This is a genomic window from Salinicola sp. JS01 (assembly GCF_030284585.1).
In the GTDB taxonomy this organism is placed as follows: Bacteria; Pseudomonadota; Gammaproteobacteria; order Pseudomonadales; family Halomonadaceae; genus Salinicola.
The window spans coordinates 3,859,854-3,880,004 of record NZ_CP127244.1 but is presented as its reverse complement, the minus strand read 5'-3'; the positions used below and the strand labels follow the sequence as shown (position 1 = coordinate 3,880,004).

At 60.2% G+C, this 20,151-nt stretch carries 23 protein-coding genes and 2 pseudogenes; 15 read left to right on the top strand and 10 right to left on the bottom strand.

Annotation, left to right across the window (positions count from 1 at the left end; all coding sequences use genetic code 11):
* Positions 1–252: 252 nt before the first annotated feature.
* The 3 genes and pseudogenes from QO259_RS17775 to QO259_RS20315 form a co-directional block, all read left to right on the top strand.
* A pseudogene (locus QO259_RS17775) lies at positions 253–566 on the top strand (integrase core domain-containing protein); the annotation flags it as partial.
* Between the two features lie 18 nt (positions 567–584).
* Positions 585–1,199 (top strand): YagK/YfjJ domain-containing protein, encoded by a 615-nt coding sequence (locus QO259_RS17770; RefSeq protein WP_502949156.1) that lies wholly within the window; start codon positions 585–587, stop codon positions 1,197–1,199.
* A gap of 108 nt (positions 1,200–1,307) precedes the next feature.
* Positions 1,308–1,796, top strand: a complete 489-nt coding sequence (locus tag QO259_RS20315) for a helix-turn-helix domain-containing protein (protein ID WP_353057305.1) — start codon at positions 1,308–1,310, stop codon at positions 1,794–1,796.
* A 357-nt stretch (positions 1,797–2,153) separates the two neighbouring features.
* On the opposite strand, the gene QO259_RS17760 is transcribed toward QO259_RS20315, so the two are convergent.
* The 7 genes from QO259_RS17760 to QO259_RS17730 form a co-directional block, all read right to left on the bottom strand.
* Entirely contained in the window at positions 2,154–3,272 is a 1,119-nt protein-coding gene (locus tag QO259_RS17760) for a phosphotransferase (RefSeq protein ID WP_285951005.1), read from the bottom strand.
* A gap of 104 nt (positions 3,273–3,376) precedes the next feature.
* Complete coding sequence (locus tag QO259_RS17755; RefSeq protein ID WP_285951004.1) at positions 3,377–3,886, bottom strand: DUF302 domain-containing protein; 510 nt, start codon at positions 3,884–3,886, stop codon at positions 3,377–3,379.
* Positions 3,883–4,437: a hypothetical protein gene (locus QO259_RS17750; RefSeq protein ID WP_285951003.1), complete on the bottom strand. Its 555-nt coding sequence runs from the start codon at positions 4,435–4,437 to the stop codon at positions 3,883–3,885. Before QO259_RS17750 ends, QO259_RS17755 begins: the two co-directional genes overlap by 4 nt.
* 85 nt (positions 4,438–4,522) lie before the next feature.
* Complete coding sequence (locus tag QO259_RS17745) at positions 4,523–4,792, bottom strand: hypothetical protein (RefSeq protein WP_285951002.1); 270 nt, start codon at positions 4,790–4,792, stop codon at positions 4,523–4,525.
* Between the two features lie 67 nt (positions 4,793–4,859).
* Positions 4,860–5,147 (bottom strand): hypothetical protein, encoded by a 288-nt coding sequence (locus QO259_RS17740; protein ID WP_285951001.1) that lies wholly within the window; start codon positions 5,145–5,147, stop codon positions 4,860–4,862.
* A gap of 45 nt (positions 5,148–5,192) precedes the next feature.
* Positions 5,193–5,618 (bottom strand): DoxX family membrane protein, encoded by a 426-nt coding sequence (locus QO259_RS17735; RefSeq protein WP_285951000.1) that lies wholly within the window; start codon positions 5,616–5,618, stop codon positions 5,193–5,195.
* 64 nt (positions 5,619–5,682) lie between these two features.
* Positions 5,683–8,007 (bottom strand): PqqD family peptide modification chaperone, encoded by a 2,325-nt coding sequence (locus QO259_RS17730; RefSeq protein WP_285950999.1) that lies wholly within the window; start codon positions 8,005–8,007, stop codon positions 5,683–5,685.
* A gap of 206 nt (positions 8,008–8,213) precedes the next feature.
* Between QO259_RS17730 and QO259_RS17725 the strand changes: the two genes are divergently transcribed.
* From QO259_RS17725 to QO259_RS20390, 4 genes and pseudogenes are all read left to right on the top strand, one after another.
* Positions 8,214–9,419, top strand: a complete 1,206-nt coding sequence (locus QO259_RS17725) for an ABC transporter substrate-binding protein (RefSeq protein WP_285950998.1) — start codon at positions 8,214–8,216, stop codon at positions 9,417–9,419.
* Positions 9,416–11,128 (top strand): ABC transporter permease, encoded by a 1,713-nt coding sequence (locus QO259_RS17720; protein WP_285950997.1) that lies wholly within the window; start codon positions 9,416–9,418, stop codon positions 11,126–11,128. The genes QO259_RS17725 and QO259_RS17720 overlap by 4 nt, the downstream gene beginning before the upstream one ends.
* Before the next feature lie 16 nt (positions 11,129–11,144).
* Positions 11,145–11,795, top strand: a complete 651-nt coding sequence (locus tag QO259_RS17715) for an ATP-binding cassette domain-containing protein (RefSeq protein WP_285950996.1) — start codon at positions 11,145–11,147, stop codon at positions 11,793–11,795.
* Between the two features lie 136 nt (positions 11,796–11,931).
* Positions 11,932–12,069: pseudogene (locus tag QO259_RS20390) on the top strand (metal-sensing transcriptional repressor); the annotation flags it as partial.
* On the opposite strand, the gene QO259_RS17705 reads toward QO259_RS20390, so the two are convergent.
* From QO259_RS17705 to merF, 3 genes are all read right to left on the bottom strand, one after another.
* Positions 12,066–12,734, bottom strand: a complete 669-nt coding sequence (locus QO259_RS17705; RefSeq protein ID WP_285950995.1) for a MerR family transcriptional regulator — start codon at positions 12,732–12,734, stop codon at positions 12,066–12,068. The pseudogene QO259_RS20390 and the gene QO259_RS17705 overlap by 4 nt on opposite strands.
* 89 nt (positions 12,735–12,823) lie before the next feature.
* Positions 12,824–14,230 carry a mercury(II) reductase gene (gene merA / locus QO259_RS17700; RefSeq protein WP_285950994.1) on the bottom strand — a complete coding sequence of 469 codons (1,407 nt, stop codon included), beginning with the start codon at positions 14,228–14,230 and terminating at the stop codon, positions 12,824–12,826.
* Positions 14,223–14,480 carry a mercury resistance system transport protein MerF gene (gene merF, locus QO259_RS17695; RefSeq protein WP_285950993.1) on the bottom strand — a complete coding sequence of 86 codons (258 nt, stop codon included), beginning with the start codon at positions 14,478–14,480 and terminating at the stop codon, positions 14,223–14,225. Before merF ends, merA begins: the two co-directional genes overlap by 8 nt.
* A gap of 107 nt (positions 14,481–14,587) precedes the next feature.
* Here merF and merR point away from each other — a divergent pair, with 107 nt between their 5' ends.
* The 8 genes from merR to QO259_RS17655 all read left to right on the top strand — a co-directional run bounded on the left by merR (position 14,588) and on the right by QO259_RS17655 (position 20,081).
* Positions 14,588–15,016: a mercury resistance transcriptional regulator MerR gene (merR, locus tag QO259_RS17690; protein WP_285950992.1), complete on the top strand. Its 429-nt coding sequence runs from the start codon at positions 14,588–14,590 to the stop codon at positions 15,014–15,016.
* A 363-nt stretch (positions 15,017–15,379) separates the two neighbouring features.
* Entirely contained in the window at positions 15,380–16,129 is a 750-nt protein-coding gene (locus QO259_RS17685; protein ID WP_285952794.1) for a YiiX/YebB-like N1pC/P60 family cysteine hydrolase, read from the top strand.
* A gap of 109 nt (positions 16,130–16,238) precedes the next feature.
* Complete coding sequence (locus QO259_RS17680; protein WP_285950991.1) at positions 16,239–16,526, top strand: hypothetical protein; 288 nt, start codon at positions 16,239–16,241, stop codon at positions 16,524–16,526.
* A gap of 352 nt (positions 16,527–16,878) precedes the next feature.
* On the top strand, positions 16,879–17,352 hold the full coding sequence (locus QO259_RS17675) for a DUF302 domain-containing protein (protein WP_285950990.1): 474 nt from the start codon (positions 16,879–16,881) through the stop codon (positions 17,350–17,352).
* A 228-nt stretch (positions 17,353–17,580) separates the two neighbouring features.
* Entirely contained in the window at positions 17,581–18,288 is a 708-nt protein-coding gene (locus QO259_RS17670) for a hypothetical protein (RefSeq protein ID WP_285950989.1), read from the top strand.
* Positions 18,289–18,423: 135 nt separating this feature from the next.
* Entirely contained in the window at positions 18,424–18,993 is a 570-nt protein-coding gene (locus QO259_RS17665) for an RNA polymerase sigma factor (protein ID WP_285950988.1), read from the top strand.
* Positions 18,980–19,723, top strand: coding sequence for a DUF3047 domain-containing protein (locus QO259_RS17660; RefSeq protein ID WP_285950987.1), 744 nt, complete (start codon positions 18,980–18,982; stop codon positions 19,721–19,723). The genes QO259_RS17665 and QO259_RS17660 overlap by 14 nt, the downstream gene beginning before the upstream one ends.
* Before the next feature lie 19 nt (positions 19,724–19,742).
* Positions 19,743–20,081, top strand: coding sequence for a glutaredoxin family protein (locus QO259_RS17655; protein ID WP_285950986.1), 339 nt, complete (start codon positions 19,743–19,745; stop codon positions 20,079–20,081).
* The last annotated feature ends 70 nt before the right edge of the window (positions 20,082–20,151 follow it).

Here is a 20,151-nt window from a genome sequence, read left to right as displayed (position 1 = left end):
ATCGGTCGAATGACTTCCATCCTACCTGGGAAGATTGGAGGTGCGAACCAACCTCTCCAGGAGAGCCGGACGGTGTTTACAGGAGTGCCCTTCTGACGCCGGATAGGCGAAATCTGCTCCTGATGCCCGACGAGGGACAGTAACGCTACCTATACGTCGCAATCGATTCGATTTCGCCACATGTCGGGTCCAGCTGGAGGTGAGATGCAGCAGTCTGCGAAGGATGTGCGGCCGTTCATGAAACGGGTGGAGGAGCGCAAGCCCAGCGGCCGCCACCCGTTCGACCAAGAATGCCAGACCCTTGGGTATCGAGCACCGTCTGATCAAGCCGGGAAGGCCGCAGACAAGCGGCATGGTGGAGCGCTTCAACGGCCGCATCAGCGACGTGCTGTATAGCTCAGGCGAGGACCTGGAACAGACGTTGAAACGCTACACGTGGCTGTACAATTACCATATTCCCGTAGAAGGGACTGCACCATCAATCACGGTTTGCGGTGATGAAGGAGTGGCAGACCAAACGTCCTGAGTTATTTGCCAAATGGGTTGTCAATCACACGGGATCCGACAGGTATCATCAACTGTCCTTGCCGGACTTTACCTACGAGTGTCAACGCGTTCTCCGTAACAGTCGCGACAACCTCAAGCGACTGAGAAACCTGATTCAGGCGCTGTTCGAGCGTCATGGTTGCCTGCTCGTGCTGCGTGTGGATCTGGGGTATAGCCAGGAATATGGCGCCTGGATCGATTACGAGACGGCCAGGCATCACCGGGAGCGACTCTGCCAGCAGTTTCACACCAACGACCTATTTGCTCATCAACTGGGATACGCCTGGAAGCTGGAGTGGGGAATGGACAAGGGCTTTCATTACCACTTCGTGTTCTTCTTCGATGCCAACCGGCGAAAAGAGCCGGTCACGCTGAGCAAGAGGATTGGAGAGCTGTGGGCGCAGTCCATCACCGGGAAACAGGGGGACTACCATAACTGTAACCGGAACGCCGAGAACATCTACGTCCAGAATGCCATGGGCGAGATCGCCTATCACGACCTGACCAAGCGGGGGTATCTCGACACCGCGATCCGCTATCTGATCAAGGTCGACGACTGCGCAGCACTGCGCGTTCCCGGCCGCTCTTTCCAGACCAGTCCTATCCCTCGCCCCCTCCAGGGCGCCCGACTGGGTCGACCTCGGCAGTATTGACCGACGGCTGCCGGCCGATCGGCCTGCCTTGACCCGGCATAACGGCAGTGCCGTCTCGACTACGGCACTGCCTGTCAAAACCCGCTGATTTCCGCCCGCGCCCATGCCATGGCGGCAGTACCGCAGTTGGCTTGTTATCCCAATTCCTTACCAAGGAGGCTCGTCATGAGCGATTCCTACAGCGACCGCTGGCTCCGCTGGTTCGAAGAACAGCACCCGCACCTCAAACGCGCCCGTGAAACCCAGTCCCACGAAGCCGCCATCGGGGCGATACCAGCCTCTCCGTCGACGCCTCCAGCGCCGGCAAGGTTCAACGAGACAGCCCGGGCTACGTACCCGGCTGTCAGAAACGCCCCCTGCACCCCTTTCGGGACGAGCCAACCATCATCCGGTGAGTCAGGTACCGCTTCAGTTGAGGGGCTGCTTATGGAATTCCAGGCGCTGCGTCTTCGCCTGAACATGTCACAGCGGGCATTCGCCGAGCAATTGGGTACCAGTCCTCGAACCTATCAGGATTGGGAGCAGGGACGGCGGCTATCGCAAGGACCAAGTTGTGCCTTGCTGCGTTATGTACTTCGACACCCGCCAATACGTTGACTAGAGAAAAATATCTGAGCGGATGAGCAACCTTCAGGGCCCCAGTAGGGTTCTTTCCGATGAGCGTATCAAGGCATGTATATGCAACCATACTCGCATATGTTGTTTTTCCACAGGCCTGTCAATAATATTGCTAGACGGAATGTGTTTTGTCTAAATATAAAGTATGGATCGCTCGGAAAAAAACGAATGAAATATTGCAAGGCCTAGTTGTTCGGGAAATGTTAAGCTAGTGACTATTATTTCTTTGTTCTCACTGCATGGCTCGACAAGTTACAAGTTTAGAAACGGGCAATTAATCATACGGGACCCTACAGATAACTACTATAGGCGAGGCGATCATCCGGAACCCTATAGTTAGTGAGTGCGGTCGCCACCGTGTAGGGCATCACTGAAAGCGAGGCGCCGCTGAAGATAACGTGTCTCGTCGACGATTCGCGTGACGACCGGGGTCGAAAGATAGTGAGCCACCCGATCAGCGACATGCGCGATCAGCGTTGGATCGCTCAGTGACGTCGACCAGTCCTCACCACACGCCAGCGCGTCATGCTCACGACGATGCACGTTCCACCACTTGGCGCACCAGGTTATCGACCACAGCCACATGGCTCGGCGGGTGGCCAATAGGGCCGCATCGTCGGTCAACGGGTTGTCCGCCCCGAGCCGGGACTGCCATTGGCGATAGAAACGGACCACGCTCTCAGGGTTAAGCACCGCGTGGCTCGCCGGGTCCCAAGTGGTGGATGTGTACAGCGTGGCGTGTGCCAGGTCGAAGCCGGGGTGACTGTAGCGGCATTTTTCCAAGTCGACCAGTACGGCTTCACCCTCTGGCGTGATCAAGAAGTTGCCAGGATGCGTGTCGAAGCTGATCAGGCAGCGGTGGGCGTCGATACTTGCGACCGCCACGGCATCTTCGACGAGTCTGGTGAGTTCGGTATCAATTTGCCCACGTGCGGTGGCGTCGAGTAAGTCGGGTGGGAGGGTATCGAGATAGCGCGCTTGAGCGAGGATTTCGTCGCGCATTGCCTGCCAGGGCGAGACGGCGTTGCTCAGGGGAGGGCGCTCCGCAGGGGCAGGCAAAGGCAGCCGGTGGATGGCGGCGAGTGCCTCGGCGATGGCGTGAAGATCCTCGGGAAGCCGCGCCGGACGTCCGGGGATGGCGGTGACCAGCAGCCCGCCGCGGGGCAGTTTCACGCCGATGGGCAGCCGCCCGTGAAGTGTTGGGGTGTGGCCACTGGCACTAGCGCGTCGAAAGCAGTGTGCCTGGAAGTCCAGGTTGGCCTCGGGCCCGAGCTGCATCTGGCTTTGCTTGGGCAGGCGGGCGACCCAGTCCGGGCCGCTGCGGCGCGTGATCCAGACGTGGTCGTGGGCGAGCCCGGTATCGGGCATGTGCCGCAGGTCGACGCGGGGCTCGTCGAGGGCCGCGAGTTGCGCGCGCAGTGCCTCGAGTTGCGTGGCGGTGTCGGTCGTAGTCATGGGGGCGGGTCCGGTCGGGCGATGGCTGGCTTGCCGGCATGCGCCACCCGGCAAGGCGGTGTCGCTGCCTCGCTCGTCGGTGGCCGCTGTCGGAAAGCCCGCGTTCAGCGTTGCGTGGCGTCCTCGGCGATACGTGCGAAGAGGGCGTCGAGTTCACGCGCCTTGTCGGCGAGTGCGGCGGCGCGCTCGTCGTCATCGAGTTCGGCAACATAGGGCGCGAAGATCGCGCTGGGCTTCTTCCACGACAACGTCGCCGTGCCGTCGTCGTTTTCGGTGACGTAAAAGCGGATCGGCGCTTCGATCATCGCCGGTACGCTCAGCCGTAGTATCTCGACGGCAAGGTCGTTGCGGAAAACGCCGATGACCCGATTACCGGGAATTTTCACGCCGCGCTGGGCGGCAACCTGGGTTGGCCCGACGTCGGTCACGATTCCCATGCCGTTGTCGGTCACTGCGCTCTTCAGATGGCTCAGCAATGTGGTGTAGCTCTGTTGGGTGGATATGACCTGCCAGCCATTCTCCGGCCATCGTGTCTGCGCCATGCCGGGCGACACCACCATCATGAGCATCAATGCAAGGGTCCAACGACGAATTCTATCGGGGATGGATATCATGACGGTACCTCATGGAGTGGTGGGGATGTGCGCTGCCAGTGACGCAACGTCGAAGGATGTACGCCGAACGTGTCCGGGATCTCGATGCCTTGAGTGTCGGCCAGTAGCGCGATGATTGCCATGTGATGGATCGCATGGCTGGTCAGGAAGGCCAATTCGCGCTCGAGGCTGGAAACTAGCAGCGCACTCTGCTCACCGGCTTGATAGGCAAGAGTGATGGGGTGCGTAGCCGTCTGGTGTCCGCCCAGTCGAGACAGCCTCTTTACCAAGAAATGTAAATGTTCAAGGGTAATATCGGGATGTTGTTCCAGCGCAGGATCGCGCTGTCGATGTTCGTAATCAACGGGGGCCGTTGGTGCCGTTCCCTCCTGGGCCAGTAGGGCCTCGTAGTGATTGAGAATGTGTCGAACATGCTTGCCAATGGTGTGCCGGGCGTCGGTGCCGTGGACCGCGGTGTATTGGATGGACGAGAGATTGCCCACGAAGAGCGTCAGCTGGTGCAGGGTGTGGCATGCTTCGTCGATTAATGCGGGCAGCATGGGTTTGATCATGTCGGGGCTCTCCTGATTGAGAACATGGGCCGAGAAGCGCGTGGAAGAAACGCCTCCCACGCGCCTCGCTCAAGCGGCTTCAGTTTCAGGAGCTTTCTCCACTCTCGGCTTCCCCTTCCCCTTCTCCTTCTCCTTCTCCTTCTCCTTCTCCTTCGGCTTCCGCCTCGCCCTCGGCGCTAGCCAATAACGGAGCGGCGCTCTGGGCGGTTGTATAACTTGTGACATCGGTCGTGTTGTCTGCCATCGCCTGGGCGGCGAAGGGACCGGACAGCAGGAGAAGCATGGGGGTCGTGTAGATGATCCGGCGGCTCAGGCGTCCCATCAGGCAGTGACGCTTGTGTTCATGTGGTGTCATGATTGTACTCCTTTCCAACGGTGAATGACGGTGCTGAACACCGTCGATGAGAGGCCGTGACGACATGTCAATTGGCCTCGGGACTGGCTTCGGCCTCGGGACTGGCTTCGGCCTCGGGACTGGCTTCGGCCTCGGGACTGGCTTCGGCCTCGGGACTGGCTTCGGCCTCGGGACTGGCTTCGGCCTCCGGGCTGGCTTCGGCCGACGCGAACATGTAATACCCTGAGGGTGTGGCAACGTCGGAATAGATCGCGTATATGGCCGACGCACCGACCACGACGGCAAGTGCCGGGACGCTGTAGGCAATGCCGCGCGATAGGGTGTCTAGTAGGGTGCGACGCGAGTTCTGGGTCATGGGAAAATCTCCGTGGCGAGACGAGAGCGCGACAGCTTTTTTCGATCAGGCGCGATTGCCTTTGGCCATCAGATACAAGGCGATCAGCGCGAGTGTGACCTGGAACATCATGCCGCCGAGCGGATGGCTGGCCGTGGCCATGAAGTGCCACTGTCCCCAGTGTTCCAGGAAGATCGCACCCAGAAGGATCGGTACTGCAAACATTGCGCCGAGTCGGGTTGCGGCGTCACCCACGCTGTTGGGCAGGATGCCGCCGAGCAGAACCAGCAACCCGGTGGCGATCTCGCCCAGTGCGACGGCCAGAGCGATGACCCATGGCAAATCCATGATCTGGGCGAAGCCCTGGATACCGCTGCCCGCAAACTTGTCGGCCCCGGTGTACAAGAAGACACTCGCCATGGCCGCGCGCAGCAGCCAATGCGCCCAGGCCGCCCGAGAGAAGGGCCGAGAGGAGGTCAGTGTTGAGTTCATCATGGAGCGGTTCTCCTTATGACGATACCGTGGCGCCGTCGCCGAAGCGCTGGCATGGATTGATTCATTTCCCGGTCGGCAAGGCGTGACGCATGCCGTTTTCCAAGCGTTCTCCCACCAGTTCGGGGTGGTCGCCGGGTAGCGAGAACCTCGGCAGCTCCGCGAGCCATTCGAGCAGACTGGAAACGTCTTGCCCGTTGGGAGGTGACGTATCGGCATGCCTAGAGACCGGCAACAATGCTGCGAGAAGCATCAATGGTGTCGGTTGGGCAGTGTCGGCACCCCATGTCGCGACCCCGGCGATGCGCAGGCCGGTCGGCGGACTTGCCCAGAGCGTGATGAGTCGCCCGCCGGGCAGGCTCAGGGGGAGCGCCAGCACGCTAGCCTGGCTGGGTGCCGCGCGGTGCCAGGCGATGCCGCGCAACAGGTAGTAGCCGAGCGGCTCGGCCATTGCGCGCAGTGCCTGCCAGTCGTCGCCGGTCATGGGAACGAGGATGGCCGACTCGGGCGCGTCACGGTGAACCAGGAGTGTGGCATCAATCATCAACTGACCCTCGGCGAGTGCACGGTGTCCGAGTTCACCGATCAGGCGCGGGCCGATCTCGGTGAGACTGAGATGAGAGGCCACCAGGGCTGCATCGATCAGTAGGCGGTAGCCGCCAGTCTCCTGGATCAGTTCGAGTCGCGGCGATGCCGGGTCATGGCTGGGTTCCCATGGGGTGAGTATCCCGGCCAGACGCTCTCGCGCCGGTAGGCTATCGGTCTGCAAGGCCCAGGTGCGTCCTGCAATGGAAAGGCCAACCGGTGCCAGGTGCGAAGCATGAGTTCGCGTTGAGTTGTCACGCTCGGTGGATGGGCTTTCATGTGTGGCCGCCTGGTGCAGCAGCCCTTGGCGGCACCAGTCTTCCAGGCACTGCCAGACGTGGCGCTCCAGTGCATCCTGGTCGGGGGGCGGATGGCCGATCTGGCTGGCCTGATGCAGATGAGCGACGATGCCGCGCGGTGTCTCGCCCTCGCTGGCCAGCAGCCAGATCAGGGCAGCGCTGTCATTGAGCGAGAGCAGACCGCCGTGTTGGGTGTCATAGAGTGCTAGGCAGTCGTTGTCGATCAACTCGCAGACATCGCCGCGCAGAAGACTTGGCTCGGAGAGTGGTGTTGCCGTCAATGCTTCTGCCAGTTGCCAGTCCTGGCGACTCGGCAGAGTGAAAAATGCCAGGTGGTCAGCGGGTTCGGTGCCAGGATAGAGGCGCAGGAAGTCTCCAGCCCGTGACAGTTCGCGCTGGGCGTCATCGAACAGGGCCTGAGGTGAGTCGTCGCCGACAGCCGCATTCGCTTGATCATCGATACCCGTCAGTGCGATCAGGTCCTCGACCAGTCGCCGCTTGATGGCTTCCTCCTCCGGGCCACCGCTATCCGGACCGGCGCAGACCCCCAGCGAGGGACTCAGGTTGCACTCGAGGATCCAGGGCTTGAGGTCGGCGTCGATCAGGCAATCGATACCCAGCAATTCATAGCCGCCACGGCTGTCAACGCCCTCGTCGGCACAACGCTGGCGAAAATTATCCACAGCCGCAATGACGGTGAGCGTCAACTGATCGTGGAGACGTTCGAAGAGTGCCTCGTCATCGTGCCCCTGTTCGCGCAGCCACACACGATAACGATCCAGGTCGATGAACTCGACCGGCACCTCGGCGTCCGTGTTGTGGGCGTTGATGTCGGGGTTGGTGAGATGGCTGTAGAGGTTGCTGGTATCGTCGTGATCGTAGGGGGCTGACGCGAGCTTGGCAAAGCCCTGCCGATACACGTAGAGACGCAGGGGATCGAGGGATGCCAGCAAGATGTAGAGGCGTAGGACGTATTTGTGGCCGCGGATGGTGTGCGGGTCGCCGAGATACTCCTGGACCAACCAGTTGGTGTGCCGGGGCGCATCGGCGGCATCGTCGAGCAGGCGGATGCCCTTGCCTTTGGACGCATTGGAAGGCTTGAGTATCCAGCGTTGTGACGGATTGGCCAGGGCGGCTTCCTGCAAGGCATGATAATCGTCGGGCATGAGATAAGCACGCGGAAAGAAGTCGAGTCGAGCGACCTGTGAAGAATGCGGGCCGAAGCGTTCGCTCATCCGCTCACGTAGTGTCGCCAGCGATTGATACAGCCGGCTTTTCAGCGTTAGTGCATTGTTACCGGGCAGATGATTGAGCCTGTGCTTTGGCGTCAGCTTGCGAAATTGCGCCATCTCGGGAGTGCCCGTGAACCAGCCGGCCTGCCAGTTTTCAGCATCGCCGGCGATCCAGCCCCGTGCCTCAAGAGTCTCTCGGAAGAACCGATCCTGCTCGTCGGCGCGCTTACCACCCAACCAGTAACGAAATGCCTGAGACGATGGCGTGGTCATGTTCCTACCCCTGCTCGATATTGCGGTATGTCCTTGAGTCGGAGGCGGGCGGGGATCCTTACGGGCTGTTGAGAAATGATTCGATGGCACGGGGGAGACTCAGTAACGTGACCTTGAAGATGAATCCGCGAGGCCGATTTGCAATGTAAGGAATACCGACAAGTTACGACCAACAAGCTGTCGATCGGGGGAGGAGGAAGAGTGGCATGAATTATCCGCGAGTTTTGCTGGCGGCGGCGCTGATGCTGTTGCCGACCATGGGGCAGGCATACGAGTTGTCCGACTGGGAATCGGTGACCGAGGCGGCCCGGGGGCAGACCGTCTACTGGAATGCCTGGGGCGGAGACCCGCGAACCAATGCCTACATCGACTGGGTGGCTAAGCAGGTCGAAGAGCGTTATGACATCGATCTGGAGCACGTGAAGATCAGCGATACTGCTGAAGCCGTGACCCGTGTGCTGGCCGAGAAAGCGGCGGGTAACGACGACCAAGGTGCGGTCGACCTGATCTGGCTCAACGGCGAGAATTTCGCCGCCATGAAGGAAAACGACCTGCTCTATGGCCCCTGGGCCGAACAGCTGCCCCACTTCCAGTTGACCGCGCCCGAGCAGAACCCCGAGGTGCGTGAGGACTTCACCCTGCCGGTCGAGGGCTACGAAGCCCCCTGGGGTCGGTCACAGATCACCTTTTATTACGACAGCGCGCGTGTCGACGCGCCGCCGCGTAGCATTCCTGCGCTGCTTGACTGGGCCCGGGCGCATCCGGGGCGCTTCACCTATCCCCAGCCGCCGGCCTTTCTGGGTACGACCTTCCTCAAACAAACGCTGCTGGCCTTGACCGACCAGCCCGAGGCGCTTTACGCGCCGGTCGACGAGGCCGATTTCGACGCCGTTACCGCACCGCTGTGGCGCTATCTGGATCGCTTGCATCCCTTCCTGTGGCGTGAGGGCAAGCGCTTCCCCTCGGGCGGGCCCCAGATGCGCCAACTGATGGGCGACGGGTCTTTGAGCTTGGCATTCACCTTTACCCCCTCCGCCCCGGCCGCCGCGGTGCTCGATTATCAACTGCCACCGACCACGCGCAGTTACATCCTCGACGACGGCACGCTGGGCAACGTGCATTTCGTCGCCATTCCCTTCAATGCCCAGCACAAGGCCGGCGCCTTGACGGTCGCCAACTTCCTGCTCTCGCCCGAGGCCCAGGCCCGCAAGCAGGATCTCTCGTTGTGGGGCGATGCCACGGTGCTGGATATGTCGCGCCTGAGCCCCGAGCAGCGTGAGGCGTTCGCGCGCGATGGCCGGGCCGCCGAGAGCTTGCCGCCGCCCTCCTTGGGCGAGACGCTGCGCGAGCCCCATCCCTCTTGGGTCGAGCCGCTCGAGAAGGCTTGGCGGCAGCGTTACGGCGCGCAATGACAGCGGCCGTTGCCTATCGGATCGTCGTCGCTGTCCTGCCTTGGCTGACCATCGCCCTGCTCAGCGTGCCGGTGGTCGCCGGTGTGCTGGGGGCGCTGGCGCCGGCGTTCGGCTGGCTGCCGGCACTCGGCGGTGAACGCCTGACCCTGGCGCCCTGGCGGCAGCTCTTCGAGGTGCCGGGGATCGTCGACATGGCACGGCTCAGCCTGGTGACCGGGCTGGTCAGCGCGGCGCTGTCGCTGGGTCTGGTGGTGCTGTTTCTGGGCAGTTTCCTGCATACGGCGCTGTATCGGCGCATCCAGCGCTGGCTGTCGCCGTTGCTGGCGGTGCCCCACGCGGCGGCGGCGATCGGCCTGGCGTTCCTGCTGGCGCCGTCGGGATGGGTGGCGCGGGGGATCTCGCCCTGGCTGAGCGGCTGGGCCTACCCGCCGGATTATGCGTTTCCCGGCGATGCCTGGGGGCTGTCGTTGATCCTGGGGCTGGTCGTCAAGGAGGTGCCCTTCCTGCTGCTGATGAGCCTGGCCGCCCTGGTACAGTGCCAGGCCGGCGAGCGCCTGCGCGTGGCGCGCAGCCTGGGCTATCGTCCGCTGACGGCCTTTCTCAAGGGTGTCATGCCCGGGCTCTATCCCTTGCTGCGGTTGCCCCTCTACGCGGTGATCGCCTTCGCCACCTCGACGGTGGACGTGGCCATGATCCTGGGCCCCACGACGCCTTCCACGCTTGCGGTGTCGGTGGTCGGCTGGCTCAATGATCCTACGCTGTCGATGCGCTTCATGGCCTCGGCGGGGGCGATGCTGCAGCTGCTGCTGACGCTGGCTGCCTTGTCGATCTGGTGGGCGCTGGAGCGGCTGGTGGCGCGCACCAGCCGGGGCTGGTGCCGGGACGGGCGGCGCCAGTGCGGCGATCGCTGGCTGGCCGGTATGGCCTGGCTGGCCATGCGCACCGTGCTGGGCCTGATGATGGCCGCGCTGGCGGGACTGGCGCTGTGGTCGGTGGCCGGATACTGGCCGTTCCCGGCGTTCCTGCCCTGGCCGCCGACCGCGCACAACTGGCTGAACGCGGCCGATGATCTGGTCGCCCCGGTGTGGCAGTCGCTCGGCGTCGGGCTCGCCGCCACCCTGGTCTCCGTGGTGCTGGTGCTGGGCGCGCTGGAGGCGGAGACCCAGCGCCGCCGGCCGATGCGCCCCTGGGCGCAACTGGTCCTGTACCTGCCGTTGCTGGTGCCCTCGGTGGCGTTTCTGTTCGGGCTGGTCATGATGCAGGCGCAAATGGGCGTCCGGCCCGGCCTGGGCGCGGTCATCATCGGTCACGCGGTGTTCGTGCTGCCCTACGTCTTCCTGTCGCTGGCGGAAAGCTATCGACGCCTGGATCCGCGCTGGAGCCAGCAGGCGAGCAGCCTCGGTGCCGGCCCCTGGCGGATATTCTGGCGCGTGCGTTTGCCGCTGTTGCTGACGCCGGTGCTGACCGCGGCGGCGGTGGGCTTCGCGGTGAGCATCGGCCAGTATCTGCCGACCTTGTTGCTGGGCGCTGGACGCGTGGTCACGGTGACCACCGAGGCGGTCAGCCTGGCGAGCGGGGGAGACCGCAGGCTGACGGCCATTTACGCCCTGCTGCAACTGTTGCTGCCGGCGCTGGGGTTCATGCTGGCGATGCTGGTGCCGCGTTATGTGTTTCGACGGCGGCGCGGTCTGCTGCCAGGTGCCGACTGACGAAAGGATTCATGCCATGGCGTCACTGATTCTCGACGACATCGTCATTCATCAGGGGCAGCAACGTCTGCTGAGCCTGGACACGGCGGTCGCTCCCGGCGAGGTACTGACCGTCATGGGGCCCTCCGGCGTCGGCAAGTCCACCTTGCTGGCGTTCATCGCGGGGTTTTTGAGCCCGGCTTTCCAGGCGCAAGGGCGCGTGCTGCTCGAGGAGACGCGAATCGACACGCTACCCGCCGAGCAGCGCCATGTGGGACTACTCTTTCAGGATCCGCTGCTGTTTCCGCATCTCGATGTGGCGGGCAATCTGGCCTTCGGCATGGTGCGTGAAGGGACGCGCCGGCAACGCCGCGAGCGAATCCATGACGCCCTGTCGTCGGTGGGGCTGGAGGCGTTCGCGGGGCGCGATCCGGCGACGCTCTCCGGCGGGCAGAAGGCGCGAGTGGCCCTGTTGCGGGTGCTGTTGTCGCAGCCGCGCGCGATCCTGCTCGACGAGCCGTTCTCCAAGCTGGATGCCGCCCGGCGCGACGAGATCCGCCACTGGGTCTTCGAACGCGTGCGGTATTACCGCCTGCCCACGCTGATGGTGACACACGACGCGGCCGACGCCCGGGCGGCCGGTGGGCGTATCATCATTCTTGATGACGAATGCCGAGTCACTTCATGAGTCGCTGGTTGGCCATCCTTTAGGGATACGTCCGCATGTCACGACGACCGTCTGCTGTAATGGCCATTGATCACGAAGGCATGCCAATGCCAGCCTTCGAGTTAGTGGTGGGGGTGGCGATGCGGGCGACTGCACGTCCGTGCTGCTACAGATCGCCGCGATCCGCGGGGCGGTGAACGGGCTGATGGCTGCCATAATCGAGACACATCTGGCGGAGCACGTCGTCAGGGAACCCAGGCCAGCGACAGGGCAGTGGCAAACTCCAAGACGCTAGTCTGCCTCTATAACGAGGCTTGCCGAATAGCCGGCGCCCTGCACCGCATCAGCGAGCTGCTCAGCGGAGGTCTGGGTGGTGTCGACTGCCACCTTGGCCTCGCCGTTTTCATGAGAGACCGAGCACCCCTTGACGCCAGGCTGCTGTTCGAGAACGTGGCGGGCGATCTCCGCACAGCCGTTGCAATGCATGCCCTCGATCGCGAGTCGTAGTGTCTGCATGTCAGGCTCCTTTCGTTTGGTCGGCTCGCCGGCCAGCCTCTCGTCGTGCTCCAGGGCGTCGATGATGGAACAGCACCGCAATGGTCCCTCGCCGGGACAACGGTCGAGCAGCGTCATCAGCCCTCGGCGGATATGCTGGAGCCGCTCGATCTTACGATCCACATCCTGGAGTTTGGCGGTGGCTCGCTGCCAAACCTCTCCGGCATCGGTGTCGTGGTCGGTACGCAGCGAGAGCAGCTCGGCGATCTCGCGCAGGGAGAAACCGAGCTCCTGGGCGCGGCGAATGAACTGCACCCGCTGCACCGTCTCCTCCGAATAGACGCGATACCCTCCGCCCTCTGGGCGAGGCGGCTGTTCGATGAGCCCGCGTCGCTCGTAGAAGCGAATCGTCTCGACCCCGACGCCTACTGCCTCGGCCACCTTGCCGATGGTCATGTCACTCATGTCGGCACCTGCGTCGTTTCCGAAAAGAGTGTACTGGCCGTACCATGGTACGGGGACAAGGAGTGGACAGGTGCCAGCGACACTGTCGCTCACCCCGCACAGCAGGACAGCTGCGTCACATCCTTGGTGAAGGTCTGGGCGCAGAGCTTGAGGCCTTCCACCATGGTCAGGTAGGGGAACAATTCATCGCCGATGTCCTGCACCGTCATGCGGGCGCGCAGCGCCATCACGGCGGTCTGGATCAGCTCACCGGCTTCTCCCGCCACCGCCTGCACCCCCAGCAACCGTCCCGAGTCACGTTCGGCCACCATCTTGATGAATCCCAGGGTGTTAAAATTCACCAAGGCACGCGGCACGTTCTCCATCCCGAGTACGCGGGACTCCACACTGAATCCCTGTTGGAGTGCCTCGACTTCCGTCAGGCCGACGGTCGCCAGCTGAGGGTCGGTGAACATCACGCTCGGCATGGCGCTCAGATCCAGAGTGGCTTCGCCTCCCGTCATGTTGACAGCGGCCCGGCTGCCACCGGCGGCGGCTACATAGACAAACCCAGGCTGATCGGTGCAGTCACCGGCGGCGTAAATGCCCGGTACGGTGGTTTGCAGGCAGGCGTCCACCAGAATCGCGCCCCAGGCGGTTTCCACACCGATTGCTGCCAGATTCAACGTCTCGGTGTTGGGCGTGCGCCCGGTGGCCACCAATAGCTGGTCGGCACGCAGGGTTCCGGCATTGGTTGCCAGCACGAACTCCCGGTCGCTGTAGTCCACCTGGCTTGCCTGGGTCTGGTTGAGCATCTCGATGCCTTCGCGACGCAACGCGGTTTCCACGGCGTCGCTCACTGCGGGGTCTTCACCCGACAGCAGCCGGCTGCGGGCCAGCACCGTGACCCGGCTGCCCAGCCGTGAAAACGCCTGGGCCAGTTCCAGGGCCACGAACCCCGCGCCGATCACGATCAGCCGCTTGGGGACACTTTCCAGCACCAGTGCGCTGGTGGAGGTCAGGTAGGGCGTATCGGCCAGCCCCGGCACCGGTGGCTCGGCAGGACGGGCACCGGTGCCGATGAACGCGCGATCGAAGCGGACAGTCTGCTCGCCGCCCTCATTCAGCTTGACTGTCAGATGCTGGGCATCGATAAACCGGGCCTCACCATCCAGGACCGTGATGGCCGGATGATCGCGCAGAATCCGCTGGTACTTGGCTTCGCGCAGTTCCTCGACGCGGGCTTGCTGTTGCTCGCACAGCTCTGCCCGATCCACTATCGGCGCCCGGGCGCTAAGGCCTGGATCGAAGGGGCTTTCCCTACGCAGGTGGGTCACATGGGCCGCCCGAATCAGGATCTTCGAGGGCACACAGCCGGTATTCACACAGGTACCACCGAGGGTGCCGCGCTCGACCAACGTAATCCGGGCACCGCGTTCGGCCGCCTTCAGGGCCGCCGCCATGGCCGCGCCACCGCTACCGATCACGGCGATATGCAGAGTGTTGTCATCATTCATGGGAGGAATTCCTTGATTGCGATGGGAGAGTGTCGCAGCGAGAGTCGTGCCGCTTCTGGCGCCATAGCGCATAGAGGGTCAGGCCGATGAACAAGGCCAGGGCTGGGATCAGCGCGTAGTCCAGATAGCCGGCCAGCGCTGCCAGGCCCACGCTGCCGAGCAGGATCACCAGGATGGGCGTGAAGCAGCACAGGGCCACCAGGACGGTGCCGATCACGCTCACGCGTAGCAGGGATTTCGGTTTTTTCATGGCGACGTCTCTTGTCAAGAATGCGGGGTCGGGACTCGGTTGGAGCTTCCTTGGCGACTTTCTCTGGGTTAAGGTTATTGCCGTAGCCGGCTACGGAGTCAAGGCACATGCAGGATGAAGAAAAAACACTGACCATCGGCAGTCTGGCCAAGGTGTCGGGCGTGCATGTCGAGACGATCCGCTATTACCAGCGACGCGGCCTATTACCGGAACCCAGGCGCCCTCCCGGCGGTATCCGGCGGTATGGCTCCAGCGATATCGAGCGGTTAAATTTCGTGAAAACAGCACAACAAGTGGGTTTCAGTCTCAATGAGATCGGCGATCTGCTGCGGTTAGACGATGGCACGCACTGCCAGGAAGCCGGTGCACTCGCCGAGCACAAGTTACGGGATGTACGGGAGAAGCTCGACAGACTGGAGCGAATCGAGAAATTGCTGAACGAACTGGTCACCCGCTGCCATGCTCATCAAGGCAATATCACCTGCCCGCTCATCGCCTCATTGCATGAGGGGATCGAGACCGACGGCTCGCGATAACTATCTGTCATAATGCTTGCAAACGTAGCGCGATGAACTCCCAGTGGGTGGCAACGAGATCAGTGCAGGGTAATTTTCTTATTTGTAAGTTTTCGCCCCAGTAAACGACATATCAGTAGTAACCCTCTTGTGGGCATTCTCTACAATCAATGATCGTCTGATATTTCCCAGCTTCTTTCGCGGCGCAGCAAGGTGGCCGCGGATCGGCCTGCCCTGAATGAGGTGAGGGTTCATGCGTGGTAGGCCGTGTTGACAGTCGGAGGCAGGCCAATGAAGAGCCTACTATACGGGATTGGGCGCTTGCTGGCGGCTTATCTCAATCAACCTGTACATGCTGCCTACGCTCAGCCACCGGCTGATAGAGTGACGTTGGGCGAACTGCTCAAGCCCGCCGACGTCGTCTTGGTGGACGGTAATCGTCGCATCAGCACGGCAATCAAGTACCTGACGCAATCGACCTGGTCGCATGCCGCGATCTATATTGGCCGGACAGCAGGCACTGGCGATCAGCCCGCGTTCGTTGAGGCGGATGTCGAAACGGGTGTGCATGTCGTGGGGCTAGATAGTTTCGCAGGACTACAGCTGCGCCTATGCCGACCCATAGGCCTGACTCAAGAGGATGCCGCGCGGGTCGTGGCTCACGTCTGCGAACGTATCGGCAATTGCTACGATCTCAAGAATGTCTTCGACCTCCTCCGTTACCTGCTTCCCACCCCACCGGTGCCTTCCGGATGGCGGCGACGCATGCTGGCGCTCGGCAGCGGCGACCCTACGCGCGCGATTTGTTCGTCACTGATCGCTGAAGCCTTCCAGTCAGTGCGCTTTCCTATTCTGCCACTGATCGAGCTCCTGCCAGAGCTGGCCCGCGACTGTGACGACTGCCTCCACGAGCAGTGGCATATTCGTCACCACAGCTTGTTCGTGCCGCGAGACTTCGACGTCTCTCCTTACTTCGCCATCATAAAGCCCAATACGAGTAATGGCTTTGATTATCATGCCCTGCCATGGGACTCCTCCGGTATAGTGAGTGCCGACTCCTCGCTTGGGGGCTGGGATCGCCCCGGCGATCTAGATGTATCCGCGGTCATTGACAATGCCTTGAACGCTGGATAGGTCGATAGCAGAAAATCTGCTAGATAGTGATGGTGTCCGTGTAAGGAAATCGATCACGCAGCAACAAATAGATGAGAACCTAGAAACATCTCATCAGGAGGGCGTCACCATGAAACCTTCAATACCTTCAATAGTAAAGTCCTTCGCTGTCGTCGCCATATCACTGGCCTCATTCCCGGCATTTGCCATGGATAGCGTAGTCATCGAGCGATTCTACATACAGAATCAAGAGCCCTTGGATACGAGCCATAAGGTCACGGATAACCTAGACTGCTTAAGAGTTGGTGAAGAAGGTGAAGGCAGAGAGGCCATTCAGAAGAATATGCATGGAAATGAAAATGCGTATCACGGAAATATACCATATCTGTGTGTTATGAAAGGGGAGGGCGGCAGGTAGCCTCAGGAAGTACACCGAATAGGGCAGTATCCATTGACCCGTCATTACATTAGAGAGTGGATGGGTTTCCACTCTCTTTATTTGTGTCGATTAATTATGAAATATTTCAGGGGGCTTTGTGTTCTGGCTCCGTGTCGGAAGGCGTCGTGTGGGTGGTCACGACGGTAACGCCATGCGCCTGGGCCAGCTCGCTATCTCGGATACTGGTGGGCGCTGAAAATAAATGATATATGCATATTCAAAAAAATAATGATCCGTTTTGGACCAGTCACGACTCTTATTGATGACAATTTGCCGGGATCAGCCCGGCGATTGGACGTTATGAATGCCAATGCCATATGGAATTAATACCATGAAAAAGCTTAGCAAAAACTGGATGGCCGCTTCTTTCGCTGCGACGGCAATCACCTTGGGAGGAATCGGTACAGCGATGGCGGAAACGACGAGCCATTTCGTCAAAATACAATCGCAGCACTCGTTTGGCGAGACCGTCGAGGCGCTTAAGAGTTCAATCAAAGATAATCAAATGATGGTGATGGGCAGTAGTAATCAAGCCAAGGTCCTCTCGATGACAGGTCTTGATCTCAAGGGAGGGCAAAGTTTCTTGGTCGGTAATCCACAAGTTGGCAAGAAAGCATTTTCCATGAATCCAGCGGTTGGAGCTGAGTTGCCGATCCGTATCTATGTCTGGGGCACGAACGATGCTTCCTATATGGGGTATTACCAACCATCATCACAATTAATTGCCATCTCGCCAAAACTTGGAGAAATGGGAAAGATGCTCGACAAGAAGTTGTCCAATATTACCGAGCAGGCGGCCAAGTAAGTGTTTTTGTAGTGCTGGCATGGTCGCTTAGGATGTAAAGATGATTGACTGGTTGTAACGGGAAGCTCGTTGCGGTTAGAGGTTGACGAGACGCTGTCATCCATCTTTAAGTAATAAGCGAGTTTTTGTGGGTCGTCGTTGACTTATAGTCGGCCGGCGACCCTCGAATTTCTCTTGCCTGCAAGAATCTGTTGAAAATGTTTTGCTTTTCTTCTTGGGGGGCTCGTGTTGAAAATTCTCGAGATGAGTCATGGGGAAGCAGCTGCGGTTTTTTTGGCCATAATGTCGGCAAGCGTTTCGCCATTAGCCTTTACGATATCAGCTGGAACCAATTATTCTCTTGACTTTCTTGCCTTGTATGCAGTGCTTCCCTCAGTTGTTGTTTTCTTTCTGCTTATATCAATAAGTCTTTCTTTTAATTGGAGGAGGTTAAGTTATTCTCTGCTCTGGAGCATTGTCGCAGGTGTGGCGGGGACGCTGGTTATGGAGGTCGTTCGTGCGACAGGATTTAGGGTTTTTGGTGGTATGCCAGGGTCATTGCCCATGCTAATGGGAGTGTTGATGACAGATCGCATCATGGATGGCCCCAATGTCTTGTCGAATTTGATAGGATGGGGAGATCACTTCTTCAATGGCATCGGGTTCGCTGCTCTATATTTAATCTTACTGGGGCGCGTTCGTTGGTGGTGGGGTGTGTTATATGCACTGGTCATCGCTACCGTATTCATGCTGAGTCCGGTCATGAATATTATTGGCGCCGGATATTTTGGGCAGGATTTTGCGCCTGTGCGCTTTCCCTTGACAGTTTATATGGCTCACTTGGTATATGGTATTGTCGTGGGGCTAGTAGCCTGGCGTGCTCCGAGTATACCTATAGGCATTGTTCCTAAATTATATCAAAAGTTAGTAATGCTGAAAGCCAAGCGCGTTGGCTAACAATATGGTTGCCGGTCGTGAAGAGCCTCCTTGTTTTTCATGATGAATCCGTCGAGTCGGCGGCTGGCATCCAGTGCCAGCTAACTTGTAAGGATTTTGGGCAGGGTGCGACCAACAAGATGGGAGGTATTCCAGTTGTCAAAAACGGATATGTTCATCGAGGACCCAACCATGGTAGGCGATTCGACTTTGCTGGAAAGAGCTCGGCGCGGCGACGAGCAAGCTATTCATCAACTTATGACGATCTGCCGGGCTGATGTCCGTCGCATCGCTTTCTCGGAGTGTGATAATCCTTCTGATGCGGAGGATGCCGCACAGGAGTCATTACTCGTGATGCATCGACGAATAGGAGCACTGCGTACACTACAGGCATTTCCTAGCTGGATTTTTGTCGTCATTCGGCATGAATGTCGTCGCTTGATGCGAAGACAGCGGCGTTGGGGAGAGCTGGATGAAGTCTCCGAGCCGGGAGAAACCACGGCGCATGACTCATCTAACACGAATTTGGATGTTGCATCTGCCATTGCCGCCCTCGATGCACTAGATCGGCAATTAGTCATTCATTGTCATATCGAAAAGTGCCGGGTTGATGAGTCCGCCATAAAGCTTGGACTCTCTACCGCAGCCGCCAAGAGTCGCCTACAGCGCGCTCGACAAGTACTGCGGCGTTACCTACATGATTATTCGAGCCATGCTGTACAATGATCATTTAAAAGTTAACCAGCAACGGCCACGGTTGATGAATAAAGTGAGTGTGCCCATGAAGCGATCGCGGCAAAGCTGTTTTAGGACGGTCATCACCATAGGTCTGCTCATCGGCGCGCAGAACACTTTGGCCGATGAAATCGGCTTTTCCGCCCGTGACATGGTGTCCTGGTCGACGCGCTCCTTCGAGGGAGAGACTCATTACTCGGTTGTGCGAGAGCACGGCATCGAGGTACTCGAGGCAAATGCACAGGGCCAGGCCTCCGCGAAGTACCTGGAACGCGAGATCGATCTGCGCAAGACGCCTTACCTGCACTGGTGCTGGAAGGCGAGCGCTCGCTATTCGGGGCTCGATGAGCGTAGCAAAGCCGGCGACGACTATCCCGCCCGGCTCTACGTGGCGCGCAAGACGGGCCTGCTACCGTGGCAGGTGCAATCGGTGAACTACGTATGGTCCTCCAATCAGGCCATCGGTGCGCGCTGGCCGAATGCCTTCACCGACCGCGCGATGCTGTTGGCCCTTCAGGGGCAACGGTCACCACTTGATGAGTGGCGCGCGGAAGTCCGCAACGTAAGTGCCGATTTCAAGGCGCTGTTCGGAGACGCCGCCAGCGAGATTGATGGCGTAGCGCTGATGAGCGATGGCGACAATGCGGGCGGAAACGCCACTGCGCGGTATTACGGCGTGGGATTCTCCGATTCGCCGGAGCCCCCGAACTGCCCGGGATGAACCAAGCGAGGTTTTCTTCATGTTGAATATGATTCGGCGATTGATGAGAGGGGCAGAGCTCGTCGAGAGAACGCCGCAGGCCCAGGCGGAAGCCGATGAGCGAGCACAAGGCCTGGCGCTTTATCATTACGAAGGCTGCCCCTTTTGCGGGAAGGTCCGGCGTGCCATTGCCAGGCTGAACATCGAGATCGCGCTGCACGACATCAACCGGGATCCCGATGCCAGACAGCGTTTGATCGCCGGTGGCGGCAGGAGGACCGTGCCGTGCCTGCGGATCGATGATGGCGACACGACGACCTGGCTCTATGAGTCCAGCGATATCGTCGACTATCTAAAAAAGCAATTTGCAGCCTCGTGATAAGCCACATGACATGTCGTCTCTACCCGCTTCGATGGACATCGCATGCATGATCTAACGCCACGGCGCA